This window comes from uncultured Caldilinea sp., assembly GCF_937128415.1.
In the GTDB taxonomy this organism is placed as follows: Bacteria; Chloroflexota; Anaerolineae; order Caldilineales; family Caldilineaceae; genus Caldilinea.
The window spans coordinates 71433-84489 of record NZ_CAKZMJ010000056.1 but is presented as its reverse complement, the minus strand read 5'-3'; the positions used below and the strand labels follow the sequence as shown (position 1 = coordinate 84489).

Below are 13057 nucleotides of genomic sequence, written 5' to 3'. Positions count from 1 at the left end.
TGCAGACCAACCGGGGAAATAGAAATTTGTAATTTTCAAATCAATCGATGCGGTCGTCGTCACGACGAGTCGCATCTCGATCGGGGTTCCCATCTCCAGATGCACCTCAGGCCGCTTCTCGCGCTCGTTGATCTGTGCAGCGTTCCCGAACAGATCCAACCCCGCCCAGCGCGGCAAAAATTCGCTGGAGGAGCTGGTGCCGTAGGCGTTGGTTTGAAACTCAAATTGAGCCACCGCCGGTCGCCCAATTACAGTCGGTTGTTCGAGCAAGGGGACGAACGCGCTTGCAGTGGGCCGTTGGCTGAGGAGAAGCGCGCCGATCAGCGCTGCGGCGCCCGCCAGCGCCGCCGGTTTGGGCCGAATGCGCGCAACGACGCCGGCCGGGAAAATGGCCAGCGGCAGGCTGATCACCGCCAGCAGCCGCCACGGAAATTGCGCAATCAGCAGAATCTCGCTGTTGAGCCAAAGCGGCAGCGCCCACGCCGAAATCATCAGCGACGCCGTCAACGCCGCCGCCGCCAGCGCCCACCATTCCGGCGTGCGCCGTGGATGCGCTGCAAAACCGACGAGCGCCAGGGTCAACTGCACGATCCCTAATTGGAACGGAATCGCCGTCGAATATTCAAACGGAATGGAGCTATCCAGAAAATTCGACCACGTCCAGGTGTTTTCTCCCACGTAGCGCGCGGCGATCGCAAACGCAGTGGGGGCAAGGTCGCCTCGTTCCATCAGCAAAGGCGCCCAGAAAAAGGCGCTTATCCCTAAGGCCGCAACGCTCGCCGCCGCTGCAACGCCGAGGCGCGACGACAGCGGCCAGGGCGAAGCACGCGTCTGCATCATCACGGCGACGGCATAAAGAGCGATCATCGGCGGCATGAAGAGCAGCGAGATATTGTGCGTCAGCGCCAGCAGCCCTGCGCTCAAGGCGAATCCCAAAGCCGCCGGCGTCGGATTAGAGGCGTAAAAAATGCGGCGCAGAGACCACAAAATCCATGGCAGCAGCGCCTGCGCGCCGACTTCCGCCACCGCCCCGCGTGCGTACACATTGAGAAGCAGATAAGGCGCATACAAATAGGCGACTGCGCTCACCATCGCCCCGGCTCGCCGCCGCCAGCCCTCCATCCCTTCCAGCAAGTCGGACGCGAGCAGATACGCGCCTGCGCCCGCAAGCGCCAGCAGCGTCGCAAACGTCAACGCCAACGCCAAGGGGGGACCGGCGCCCAGAAACACAAACAGGCCGGCCAGGTAATAGGTCGCCGGCCCATAGAACGCAAGCAACGGATAGCCGTATCCTAGCACCAGGTCTGGCATCCAGCGGGGATAGAAAACGCCTTCTCGCTGGTGAATGGCCAACAGGGCAATGCGCAGAACGTGCAACATGCCGTCGGCGGATTGCGTCAACCCTAGTTGCACCAGCGGCCACAACGCCGGCAGCGCAGCCAGGAGCAGCGCCGCCGCCGTCAGCCCACTTACAAGAAAGCGCCTCTGCGGTTCGGAAAGCAAGGCGAATCTAGACGGCGCTCGCATCATCGGTCTATCCCGTCAACGATGAGAAACGTCGCCTCTTCTCTTTGTCCCGGCCTCTTCACCGTCAACTGACGGCCACTCACCGGCTCGTATAGCCCGATGCGCAGGCGATAGCGCGCCGGGTCGAAGTCCGGAGGCAGGGCCAACAGCGCCGTCGAACGCACCGTCTCCCCGGGGACCCAGAGATGCGTGGGGTTGGCCTCGCCGCCTGGGGGAAAGTCGTGCTGGCTGACGATGACGCCCTCGTCGTTGAGCAAGTGCACGAAGGCTGTGTACGCCGTCGGCGAACGGTCGAGGGCGCGCCAACCGAGCTCGACGCGCAGCGCCCCTGGCTCATTTGCCGGCCGCTCGCTGCGAAGACCCTCAAGCGCAATGCGGTTTTCAAAGACGGCGCCGACGGGCGACAGGTCATCGAAGGAGACCCTGGCTACGCCGTTGCACAGTTCAATCGGGCCAAAGACCACCTGATCGCCGCCGATGCGGCCTTCGGCGTCCACGATGCCGGCGCGGCGGATGGCGCCGTTGGAAGAAAGCCAAAACAGCCCTGTCTCAAAATAGGCCTTGCCAGGCGTCAGCGGCTCCGGCAACGCAAAGGCTCTGCGATCGTCGACGATGTCGTCCTCACGCCACAAGGTCAATGGGTAGCCGTTGCCCAAGGGCCCGTTGTCTTGAAGCTGAAGATCGGGCGTCATCAGGTGGGCGAAGAGCAAGGCGTCGATGTCCTCGGAGGCGCCGGCGTCGTTGCGACGCAAGTACAGCGTCAGCGGCAGCTCTTCCCCGGCCATGTCGCACGGCGCCGCATCCACCGGCAGCGCATAGCCGACCAGCTCCACCCCATTGGTGAAACGCGCGCTCAGCGGGTACTGGATGCGCTCCAGCTTCAGGGTCAGCGCAGGCGTCCCGCCGACGTACAAATGCGCCGGCGCAAAGGGGACGCCTGCTTCCGCTTCTGTGAATTGCTGCGCAAACGGCGCTTTGCCCTCTGCGATGGCGGCGACGAGCGACTCGCCGGCGTCGTCAAAGGGGGAAAGCTGCGTTGCAGCGAACGAGCCGTCCGCCTGCCTTTCGATGAGAAAGAGCGGCTGCGCCGGATCGGCCCCATACTCGACCAGGTAATGGGCGCCGGCTGCGATCCGCCGCCACACATCCTCGTCTGCGATGCGCGGGGCCGCGCCTGGCAAATCGGGATTAAGGAACCGCATCTGGGGTGAACGATAGAGCCGCCGCGTGAGCAAGATGGCGCGGACGTTCTCGTCGGCGAGCAGACTGCGCACCGCCACCGCCGCTTCGTATTGATCGGCGTCGAAGACGCCGGCCAACGTTGGCCATTGCGCCCATCGTACAAAATAATCGCGCGTCGTCAGCGCGCCGCTCACCACCAGCGTCGCCGCCAACAGCGCCGTGCATGTGCGGACGGGCTCTATGCGCCGCCCAAACACAGTTGCAATCGCCCGTGCGCCGAACGCGTACAAAATGGCCAGCGGCGGCAGCGCGCCCACCATGCGCAGCCAGTGAGGCGCTTCTAGGCTCAGCAGCGTCGGCGTCAGCATCACGACAAACCAGATCGTCGTCAGGCGATGCGCCGGTTGTCGCAAGTGCGCCAGCGCCCAGGCCAGCCCCGCCGCAAACAAAATCGCCAGCAGCGGATCGGTGGCCGGTCGCTCCGGCAGGTTGTGCCGGGGATTGCGGTCGCCGGTGACGAAAAAGGCGCCTGCCACCCGCAACACATTCTCGGCCAGACGCTCCGCCGGCGTTCCCGGCGCGGTGGGGCTTTCCGGCGCAAAGATCGAGACGTCGCCCGTGCGCGCACTCAACAGTTCGGGCTGCCGCCAGAACGTCCACAGCAGCGGCGCAGCCGTCAACAACGCGACGGCGAGCATCAGCCCGACGCCGGAAAGCCGGCTTCGCTCGAGAGGAGAAAAGGGCGTCGCTTTCGCCTGGCGGAGTTTCGTCGCTTGCAGCAGCAGCTCAATTCCGACAAAGCCTAGAACCGCCGCAGGCAACAGCCGCGCGGAGATGTAGGTGTACTGCGCCGCGCCTAGCCAGAAACCCGCTGCAACGAAATGCATCCTGCGGCCATCTTGCCAGGCCTTCGCCAGAAAATAGAAGGCGAGCGCGCTCAAGATCGGCAGCAGGTTTGCCCGAAACCCCAGGCGGCTGAGGCTGACGTGCCAATAAGTGACGCTGAACGCCGCCGCGCCGACCAGCACTGGCCAGAGCGCATCGACCCGCTTTTCCTCCTGCGCCCACTGCAACAGCCGACGCCCAAGCGTCCAAACCACAGACACGCTCAACACGCCGGCGAAAGCCGCCGTCAGACGCAGCGAATAGGAGGAAGCGCCCAACAGCGCCACCGCCAGCGACTGCATGTAAATAAAGAGCGGTTCGCGCCCGTTGTTGCCGGGGAAAAAGAGCGGCCGCGAGGCGCCTTCGATGACGCCCCACGCATCGATGCCGTTGTACGCTTCATCGAAAAAAAGGCCGGGCGGCAGCCGATGGAGGTCCCATGTGCGCAGGAAAAAAGCCGCCAGAATCACGAACAGGAGCCCCAGCCGATAGAAGGTGGAGGGCGATTGAGCCGGCGCCGCCTTCAGCGCCCTTTTCGGTGAAAACCCCATGCGCTACAGTCTACTACAAAGGACAGGCTCCCAATAAAAATGTCCGCTCCCATGAGCGGACATTTTTACGGGTTGCTGCCAACAAATCAGTCGCTTTACCTATCCACCGAAAACACCCTTGCGCGTGGTCGGGGAGAGAGGATTTGAACCTCCGACCTCTTCGACCCGAACGAAGCGCGCTACCAAGCTGCGCTACTCCCCGACAACCAATAAAAGTATACCCTGGAGATGCATTTGCGCCAAATTCACGAGCGTAGCAAAAAACACTTTGACCCAATTGCAAGGTGTGATATACTCTAGAACACTCTGGCGATTGTTCAGATCGTTTCGCCTATGCGTTCGTATGCAACACAACTCCATCTGCAATTTGCGTTCGATGCAGGCGAGCGATTGCGTTGGTTTCCACAGGAAGAGGAGCCATGATAGAGGTTACGATCGACAGCATCCGGGTCAGCCTCTTGTCGCAGAACCGGATCGTGGTGTTGAAGGAGGAGAAGAGCGAGCGCTTTCTGCCGATCTGGATCGGTCCTTTTGAGGCGGACGCCATCACGTTGCAGCTTCAGGGCATGGAAGCGCCGCGCCCGCTGACGCACGACCTGCTCAAATCGGTGATCGAAACGTTGGGCGCAGAGGTGCTCCACATTGTGATCAACAGTCTGGAGCGCAACACCTACTACGCCCGCATCGTGCTGGAGATGAACGGCGACACGATCGAGATCGATAGCCGACCCAGCGACGCCATCGCGCTGGCCGTGCGCGTCGGCGCCCCCATCTATGTTGCAGAAGAAGTGATGGAACAGGCCGGGATGGTGCCCGAAGAAGAGATGCCGCTGTCGGAGGAAGGGGAGCAGCCCGAATACAGCGACGCCTCCGGCGAAGACCTTGGCGCCTTCAAGGATTTTGTGGAAGGGCTGGACCTGGACAACCTGCTCGGCAACTGAAACGTCCGCAATCAAATCATGGTTATTCAAGAGGCTCGCATACGGCGAGGCTGCGCATCGGCAGCTTCGCCGTTTTTGTCACCGAGGACTTATCCCCAGAGTTATACACAGGTTCAAGAGAGGTCTCAGTTGCTGAGCCTGTGAGTCGCCAATTCGAGTGCGATCGTTGTTGTGAAGGGCTTTATCTTTAGCGACGATTCGTGTGAATGGCTATAACTATCGTGAGCAACTATGGCTGCATTTGAAGAAAAAGCGGGTCGAGCCGGCGAAATCGCAGAATCTCCGGCCAGGGGCATTCCGGCCAATCTGGAAGCGGAGCGCGCTGTACTGGGGTCGCTCTTGCTCGACCCGGATGCGATCATTAAAGTAGCCAACTTTCTGCGGCCGCAAGATTTCTACCGGGAGCGCCACGCCTGGCTTTACGAGGCCATGCTGGCCCTCCATGAACGGCGCGAGCCGCTCGATTTCGTCACCGTCGTCGATGAGCTGGAGCGCCGAGGTCAGCTGGAGGAGATCGGCGGCCCCGCGTACATCACCGACCTGATCGCCGGCACGCCGTCGGCGATGTACGTCGATCACTACGCGCGCATCGTCGAGCGCACGGCCCTGCTGCGACGCCTGATCGCCGCCGCCGGCCAGATCGCGGAGCTCGCCTACGACGACAGCCAGGACATCGAAGAGGTGATCGACAAAGCCGAGACGCTGATTTTCGGCGTCAGCGAGGCGCTCATCCACCGCGATCTGACGCCGATTCGCTCGATCATGACCCAGGTGGTCGATCGCATCGACTTTCTGGCGCGCAATCCGAACACGTTGATGGGCGTGCCCACCGGCTTCACCTTTCTCGACCGGCTGCTCGGCGGCCTGCAAAAAAGCGATCTGATCATCCTGGCCGCCCGGCCGGCGATGGGCAAGACCAGCCTGGCGCTCAACATCGCCCAGAACGCCGCCAAACGCTACGCCGCGCGCGTCGCCATCTTCAGCCTGGAGATGAGCAGCGAGCAGCTGGTGCAGCGCCTGCTCTCGATGGAGACCGGCATCGACAGCCACCGGCTGCGCCTGGGGCAGGTGCATGACGACGAATGGCCGATCCTGATCGAGGCCGCCAGCATGCTCGCCAACACCGCCATCTTTATTGACGATACGCCCGCCGCCACCGTCAACGAAATTCGCACCAAGTGCCGACGCCTTTACGCTGAACATGGGTTGGACCTTGTGCTGATCGACTACATGCAGCTGATGTCCGGCCAGGGAGGCGGGCGCGAGGCCAACCGCCAGCAGGAGATCTCCTACATCAGCCGCTCGCTCAAGGGGCTGGCGCGCGAGCTGAACGTGCCTGTGATCGCCCTGAGCCAGCTCTCGCGCGCCGTCGAAAGCCGCAGCGACAAGCGCCCAATGTTGTCCGATTTACGCGAAAGCGGCTCCATAGAGCAAGATGCAGATGTGGTCATGTTCATCTACCGCGAGGACTATTATATTGAGGACACCGATCGTCAGAATATCGCGGACGTGATTGTCGCCAAACATCGCCACGGTTCGACGGGCACCGTCAGCCTCTACTTCCGCAAAGAGTTGACGCAGTTCCGCGACCTGGAGGTGCAGCGCACCGAGTTAGACTATTGAGGCGGCGAGGTTCACCATGCCCATGCAACCCAAAGGCTTCGTCGGCTTTCCCGACGTGAAAATGAAAGCCGTGAAGATTCCCGACTTTTTCTTCACCGATCTGCTGCCGATGATCGACGATCTCGCCGAGCTGAAGCTGACGCTGCATTGTTTCTGGCTTCTCAACGAACAGGAGGGTCAGCTTAAATATCTGCGTGGGGTCGATCTGCGCAGCGACGAAGTTTTACTGCGCAGCCTCAACCTCGACAATGACCTGCGCACGCCACAGCAGGCGCTCGCCGACGCGCTGGAACGCGCCGTGGCGCGCGGCGTCTTGTTGAAGCTGGAGATCGAGACGCGCGTCGGCGAAAAGGAAACTGCAGTGGAGGATTGGTACTTCATCAACACGGTCAAGGGGCGGCAGACGCTGGCATTGGTGCGCCAGGGCAGACTCGAGGAGCTGCGCCATGTCCTGCCCGACGAAGCGAGGCTGAAAGTCGAGCGGCCGAATATCTTCGTCCTGTACGAACAGAACATCGGCCTGTTGACGCCTCTGATTGCGGATCAGCTGCGCGATCTGGAAAAAAGCTATCCGCCGGATTGGATCGACGAGGCGTTCACCATCGCCGTCGCCAACAACAAACGGTCGTTGCGCTATATTCAGGCCATCCTGAAGCGATGGGAAACGGAAGGGAAAGATGACCGAACCCATGAGACGAGTGGACGAGACACTCCCGAAGATCGTCGGCGAAAATACATCCCGGACGAATACTCCGACGTCATCATCAGCTAGCGCAGCGGTCGACGATGCGGTGCGCGCGATACGTCGCGCACGCGCATTGCCGGAGACGCGTCGCGAAACGACGCCTCCTTGTCCCATCTGCGGCGGCTTAGGCTTTGTGGTGCCCGATCTGCCGATCGGCCATCCGGACTATGGCCGCGCCGTGCCCTGCCGCTGCCGCGCCCAGGAGCTGCAGGCGCGACGGCTGCGCGCGTTGCAGTCGATGAGCATGGTCGAAAGTCTTAAACGGCTCACCTTCGAGCACTTCCACCCGGAGCCGTCCCATCTGCCGCCGGACAAGCAGATCAACCTCCGTCGCGCCTACGAGACCTGCGTCAATTTCGCCGCCAACCCGGAAGGCTGGCTGCTGCTCACAGGCGGCTATGGCTGCGGCAAAACGCATCTCGCCGCCGCCATCGCCAATGCGCGGCTGGCCATGGGGCAGCCGGCCATCTTCATGGTGGTTCCCGACCTGCTCGATCACCTGCGCGCCGCCTTCGGCCCGCAGAGTGAACTCGCTTACGACGAACTCTTTGAGGAGCTGCGCAACGCGCCGCTGCTGATCCTCGACGATCTGGGCGCGCAGGCCAGCACGCCCTGGGCGCAGGAGAAGCTCTTCCAGCTGCTCAATCATCGCTATAACGCCCAGGCGCCCACGGTGATCACCACCAACCAACGGCTCGATGAGCTAGACCCGCGGCTGCGCAGCCGCCTGCAGGATGTGGGGTTGGTCAATCACGTTTTGATCCTGGCGCCGGACTTTCGCACCGGCAAGGCCAGCGGCCAGAGCGACCTGAGCACCTTGCACCTGCATCGCGACCAGACCTTCGAGAGCTTCGACGCCGCGCGCAAGGACCTTTCGCCTGAAGAGCGCGCCAACCTGCGCGAAGTGGTCAGACGCTGCCTGGATTACGCCGAGTCGCCGCAAGGTTGGCTGGTGCTGATGGGGGAATCAGGCTGCGGCAAGACGCACCTGGCGGCGGCCATCGCCAATCGCTACGTCGAGCGCACGCGTACGGACGTGATGTTTGTGGTCACGCCCGACCTGTTGGACTATCTGCGCTCCGCCTTCAACCCGCAGTCGGTCACGCCGCTCGACCGCCGCTTCGATGAGGTGAAACGCGCGCCGCTGCTCGTGCTCGACGACTTGGGCGCCGAAAGCGCCACGCCCTGGGCGCGAGAAAAGCTCTTTCAACTGCTCAATTTCCGCTACACGGCGCTGTTGCCCACCGTCATCACCACCAGCGCCGATCCCAAGCAGATCGACCCCTGGCTGCGCACACGGATGATGGACGTCCACCGCTGCCAGTATCTCGCCATCATTGCGCCGGGCTATCGAGGCGCGCCGCCGCAGCAGGAGGCGCGCGCCCGAAAAACGACGCGGCGCTGAGGCGGATAGCGCAGCCGCTCCTGTGTGCATGCATCCTTTGCGCTTGGGCTGCTCATGGCCGGTTCATGGTACAATACAGGCATGGAGCCATCGCCACAAGATTTGCAAGAATCGTCTTCCACGATAGAGCCGGCAAGCGCAGGCGGCCTTTCGCTCCTGGTTGAAGGATGTCGACGCTTGCAGATTGCCCTTACGCCAACGGCGATCGAGGCGTTTGAACGCTACTATCAAGAGCTGGTCGCCTGGAACGAACGCATCAACCTCACCTCGATTGTGGATTACGAGGAGGTGCAGACCAAGCACTTCCTTGACTCCCTCGTCAGCCTGCCGCTGCTGGCCGAAGAGCTGGGCGCGTCGCTGCCCTTGCCTTCGCTTCGCCTCCTTGACGTCGGAACCGGCGCCGGTTTTCCCGGAGTGCCGCTGAAGCTGGCGTCGCCGGCGCTGCAACTTACGCTGATGGACGGCACGCAGAAAAAGATCGCTTTCCTCGAGCATCTTGTAAAAGTTTTGGGGCTTGACGGCGTGACGTTGGTGCATGGCCGCGCCGAGGAGCTGGGGCGCACGCCTCAGCATCGCGAACAGTACGACATCGTTGCAGCCAGGGCCGTCGCTCCGCTCAACACGCTTGCGGAGTATCTACTCCCCCTGGTGCGCAAAGGTGGACTGGCGGTTTTCTACAAAGGGCCTTCTGCGCCGCAGGAGTTCATGGAAGCGCGGCGCGCCATCAAGGTGCTGGGCGGAGAAGCGGTGCGACTGGCGCCGGTGGAGGTGCCTTTTTTATCTGAACGCCGTTTCATCCTGTTGGTGAAAAAGATCGCCGCCACGCCGTCGCTCTATCCGCGCGGGCAGGGATTGGCGCGCAAACGTCCGATCGCCTGAGCGCATCGCCGGGCGCTCCCGGTTATTCTTCGATGCAGCCCTTTTCCAGATAGAAGGTCATGTGTTGAAAGTGGATGACGGGGTCGATATACTCCACGCGAATGTAGGGGGGAACCGTCAACGTGATCGGGGCGTAACAGAGAATGCTTTTGATGCCGGCTTCGATCAGTTGATGGGCGACCTGCTGCGCCGCCGAAGCGGGCACTGCAATAATGGCGATTTGGCAGCGATGCTGCCTGACCACAGCCGGGATTGCTTCCACCGGCTGAACGGTGATTGAACCGATTGCGCCGCCGACCTTCTTCGGATCGTTGTCGAAGACGGCCACAATGCGAAAGCCGCGGTGCTCAAAACCCGTGTAGCTGGCGAGCGCATGTCCCAAATAGCCGGCGCCCACCAGAATCACGGGCCAGACGCAATCCACTTTCAAAATCTTCTCGAGCTGATTGCATAAATAGGCGACGTTGTACCCTGTGCCCTGTTTGCCGAATTCGCCAAAGTGGCTCAAGTCCTTGCGAATTTGCGCTGAACTCAACCCAAGAAGCTCACCCAATTCCTGGCTGGAAGTGACTTCAACGCCCTGCTCTTTCAGTAAACGCACTGTGCGTAAATAGATGGGGAGACGGCTGATCACAATGTCAGGAATTTGAGGCAAGACAGGCGCAGATAAATGATTCATACCGGTCAGTCGCCCAAAATCGATCTTTTGCGATTGATTGCTCTTCAAAAGAGGCGGCAGGTCTGTCAGGCGCAATATTTTTTGATCATTTTATCACAAATGGCGGCGTTGCGCCAGTTATGGAACAAACTACGCATTGATTGCGTAATAATTGCAGAAAAACGGCTCTGTGCATCCGCAAGGACTACAGAAAAGGGCTATATAGAAAAATAGAAAAGAGCTATAGAAAACGCCAGCGCTTCTTTTTGAAAGCGCTGGCGCTTCCCTGGGAATCTTGAGGCGGGGCATTTAAAGCGCGTGGGCAATTTTCTCAGATTTTGCTGAATCTTGTATCAAGACTCCTTCCCGATCGATCTGGTTGCGTTGCGGCAGACAATATCCTTGCCCGCGCACGGTGAGCACGTAACGCGGATTGTCCGGGTCAGGTTCGATCTTGCTGCGCAGACGACGCACGTGCACCCATAAAGATTCAACGGTGCCCCGTCGCGTCGGATCCCACACTTTGGATAACAGAAAGCCGGGTGACAATACGCGGCCCCGATTGTGATATAAAATGTTTAAGATGCGATTCTCGGTCGGAGTCAACGGAATTTGACGGTTGTCCATCACGGCATATTGTTGCGCAAAATTGACGCGCAGCCGGTCATCGATCGCCAGTTCTGGCTCGAGCGAGCGTTCAGGGGCGACCCGCATCAGCACGCGACGAATGCGCGCCAACAGTTCGGAGAAGGCGAACGGTTTTGTGACATAATCTTCGGCGTATCGGTTCAAGCCTTCGACCTTGGTGTTGGTGTCTGACAAGGCGGATAGAAAAATGATGGGAATCTCGCCAGCTTGCCGCAGCTCGTCCGCCAGGGCGAAGCCATCCATGCCCGGCATCATAATGTCGAGCACGGCCAAATCGGGCAGACCCTCTTTCTTGACGATATCGATGGCTTCCTGTCCGCTGCCCGCGGCCCAAACGACGTAGCCCTCCCGCTGCAGACGCAGACTCAGCATCAATCGCGTGTCGGCGGCGTCGTCAACGACCAGGATGGTGGCGCTGTTGTGACTTTCTGAAGGGATTCGACCTCGCTCGCTCATGGTTCTTTCTGTTCCTTACCCAACTTTTACTCTGTGCAAATTTTCTCTTAAGTTCTTGGAGATATTTTGAGGGTGACAATGATTAAGCGCCCAGAGAGTTGTAGCAATTAAAAAATATCTAAAAAATTGATTGCCTGTCCGTGTAAATCTCGTGTAAATTTTTTGTCAATCTTGTTCTGTTCCTGTTATAAGGCGCGCTTAAGCTTTCCTTATCTTATCATCATCAGGTCGATTGTAAGCTTACACATTTCTGTCAAATCGGTAAGCTAAAGATTGGAGCATCATGGGCAAAAAGTCAAATTGTCAGATAAAGCGTATTTTTATTGTTTTGCTGCTGCTGGCCGCTCTTTTGACCGCATTTCTGGCTGGCGCAGCGACCGGCCTTGCTGCGCGCCCTGCGCTGGCCGCAGAGCGTCCTGCGCAGTTCGAGATTTTCTGGGAGGTTTGGGATCTGGTCGATCGCTATTTTGTCGATCAGGACAAGATCGATCCGCAGCGCATGACCTATGGCGCAATTCAGGGCATGCTCGCCACCCTCGGCGATCAGAATCACACCGCGTTCTTCTCACCTCAAGAGGCGCAACAACAGCAGAGCGCCCTGGACGGTTCTTTCGAGGGCATCGGCGCCTATGTGGAGAGCACGGCAGAGGGGTTTCGCATTATTGCGCCGATTCACGGCTCGCCGGCGGAGCAGGCGGGCATTCTTCCCGGCGACATTGTCCTGCGCGTCGATGGGGAAGACATTACAGGGATGCCCGAATGGGAGGTCATTTCTCGCATCCGCGGCCCTGCAGGAACCACCGTCATCTTGACGGTTCTCCACCCAAACGCCGATGAACCTGTCGATATCGCAATCGTGCGCGGCAAGATCGACATCGAGAGCGTGACATGGGCGCGCATTCCCGGCACCAATTTCGTCTATCTACAGATTTCTCAATTTGCAGCCGACACGGGCGATGAGCTCCTGGCTGCGCTCGAGGCGATCCAGGCGGAGGAGGATCCGGTTGAAGGAATTCTTCTTGACCTGCGCAACAACCCAGGCGGCTATCTTCAAGAGGCGCTACGCGTCAACTCCCAGTTCCTCGAGACAGGCAAGGTCATCCTCCACGAACGCGACGCTTCGCAGCAGCTGCGCACCTATCGCTCCGTGGGCAGAGGGTTGGCGCGCGACTATCCTCTGGTGGTTTTGATCAATCAGGGCACGGCCAGCGCAGGCGAGATCACGGCGGGGGCGCTCAAGGAGAATGAGCGCGCCAGACTGGTCGGGCAGCCGACGCTTGGAACCGGCACCGTGCTGCAGCCCTTCACCCTGAGCGATGGCTCGGTGCTGCGCCTCGGCGTCACACACTGGTTGACGCCCAACCGCAACCTGATCAAGGGGCAGGGCGTCGCACCGGATGTATCCGTGGAGCAGGACCCGGCGACGCCCATGGTCGACGCTGCCCGCCTGAAGGAGGCCGCCACCCTCTCCGAAGTGTTAGCGCTGGGCGATAGACAGTTTAATATGGGTTTGTTGCAATTGCGTCTGCGGGCGAAGTGAAAAGACGCGCAGGATGG

The 13057-nt window shown here is 60.4% G+C and carries 11 protein-coding genes and 1 tRNA gene; 7 read left to right on the top strand and 5 right to left on the bottom strand.

Going from position 1 to position 13057, the window contains the following annotated elements; genetic code table 11:
* From Q0367_RS08775 to Q0367_RS08765, 3 genes are all read right to left on the bottom strand, one after another.
* Positions 1-1530: hypothetical protein (locus Q0367_RS08775; protein ID WP_298981667.1), on the bottom strand; the 1530-nt coding region annotated here is incomplete at its 3' end.
* Complete coding sequence (locus Q0367_RS08770) at positions 1527-4145, bottom strand: glycosyltransferase family 39 protein (protein ID WP_298981665.1); 2619 nt, start codon at positions 4143-4145, stop codon at positions 1527-1529. The genes Q0367_RS08770 and Q0367_RS08775, both read right to left, overlap by 4 nt.
* Positions 4146-4270: 125 nt before the next feature.
* Positions 4271-4347 (bottom strand) — tRNA-Pro (locus Q0367_RS08765).
* A 217-nt stretch (positions 4348-4564) separates the two neighbouring features.
* Here Q0367_RS08765 and Q0367_RS08760 point away from each other — a divergent pair.
* From Q0367_RS08760 to rsmG, 5 genes are all read left to right on the top strand, one after another.
* Entirely contained in the window at positions 4565-5086 is a 522-nt protein-coding gene (locus Q0367_RS08760; RefSeq protein WP_297637498.1) for a bifunctional nuclease family protein, read from the top strand.
* 231 nt (positions 5087-5317) lie between these two features.
* Complete coding sequence (gene dnaB / locus Q0367_RS08755; protein WP_297637495.1) at positions 5318-6709, top strand: replicative DNA helicase; 1392 nt, start codon at positions 5318-5320, stop codon at positions 6707-6709.
* 16 nt (positions 6710-6725) lie between these two features.
* Positions 6726-7481 carry a DnaD domain-containing protein gene (locus Q0367_RS08750; RefSeq protein WP_297637492.1) on the top strand — a complete coding sequence of 252 codons (756 nt, stop codon included), beginning with the start codon at positions 6726-6728 and terminating at the stop codon, positions 7479-7481.
* A gap of 19 nt (positions 7482-7500) precedes the next feature.
* Positions 7501-8859, top strand: coding sequence for an ATP-binding protein (locus tag Q0367_RS08745; RefSeq protein WP_297637489.1), 1359 nt, complete (start codon positions 7501-7503; stop codon positions 8857-8859).
* 24 nt (positions 8860-8883) lie between these two features.
* Positions 8884-9738, top strand: coding sequence for a 16S rRNA (guanine(527)-N(7))-methyltransferase RsmG (gene rsmG, locus Q0367_RS08740; RefSeq protein WP_297637486.1), 855 nt, complete (start codon positions 8884-8886; stop codon positions 9736-9738).
* 22 nt (positions 9739-9760) lie between these two features.
* Here rsmG and Q0367_RS08735 read toward each other — a convergent pair whose 3' ends face one another.
* Positions 9761-10417 (bottom strand): redox-sensing transcriptional repressor Rex, encoded by a 657-nt coding sequence (locus Q0367_RS08735; protein WP_297637483.1) that lies wholly within the window; start codon positions 10415-10417, stop codon positions 9761-9763.
* Between Q0367_RS08735 and Q0367_RS08730 the strand changes: the two genes are divergently transcribed.
* Positions 10409-10630: a hypothetical protein gene (locus tag Q0367_RS08730; protein WP_297637480.1), complete on the top strand. Its 222-nt coding sequence runs from the start codon at positions 10409-10411 to the stop codon at positions 10628-10630. The genes Q0367_RS08735 and Q0367_RS08730 overlap by 9 nt on opposite strands.
* 75 nt (positions 10631-10705) lie before the next feature.
* Here the strand turns inward: Q0367_RS08730 and Q0367_RS08725 are convergent, their stop codons facing one another.
* Positions 10706-11500: a response regulator transcription factor gene (locus Q0367_RS08725; protein ID WP_297637477.1), complete on the bottom strand. Its 795-nt coding sequence runs from the start codon at positions 11498-11500 to the stop codon at positions 10706-10708.
* A 349-nt stretch (positions 11501-11849) separates the two neighbouring features.
* Between Q0367_RS08725 and Q0367_RS08720 the strand changes: the two genes are divergently transcribed.
* The gene (locus Q0367_RS08720) at positions 11850-13040 is read left to right on the top strand and encodes a S41 family peptidase (protein ID WP_297637474.1); all 1191 of its coding nucleotides are present in this window, start codon (positions 11850-11852) and stop codon (positions 13038-13040) included.
* Positions 13041-13057 lie beyond the last annotated feature (17 nt).

Bases quoted from the DNA above. Each gene is read 5' to 3' on its own strand.
- Q0367_RS08770 (WP_298981665.1), bottom strand. From the start codon at position 4,145: ATGGGGTTTTCACCGAAAAGGGCGCTGAAGGCGGCGCCGGCTCAATCG.
- Q0367_RS08760 (WP_297637498.1), top strand. From the start codon at position 4,565: ATGATAGAGGTTACGATCGACAGCATCCGGGTCAGCCTCTTGTCGCAG.
- dnaB (WP_297637495.1), top strand. From the start codon at position 5,318: ATGGCTGCATTTGAAGAAAAAGCGGGTCGAGCCGGCGAAATCGCAGAA.
- Q0367_RS08750 (WP_297637492.1), top strand. From the start codon at position 6,726: ATGCCCATGCAACCCAAAGGCTTCGTCGGCTTTCCCGACGTGAAAATG.
- Q0367_RS08730 (WP_297637480.1), top strand. From the start codon at position 10,409: ATGATTCATACCGGTCAGTCGCCCAAAATCGATCTTTTGCGATTGATT.
- Q0367_RS08735 (WP_297637483.1), bottom strand. From the start codon at position 10,417: ATGAATCATTTATCTGCGCCTGTCTTGCCTCAAATTCCTGACATTGTG.
- Q0367_RS08725 (WP_297637477.1), bottom strand. From the start codon at position 11,500: ATGAGCGAGCGAGGTCGAATCCCTTCAGAAAGTCACAACAGCGCCACC.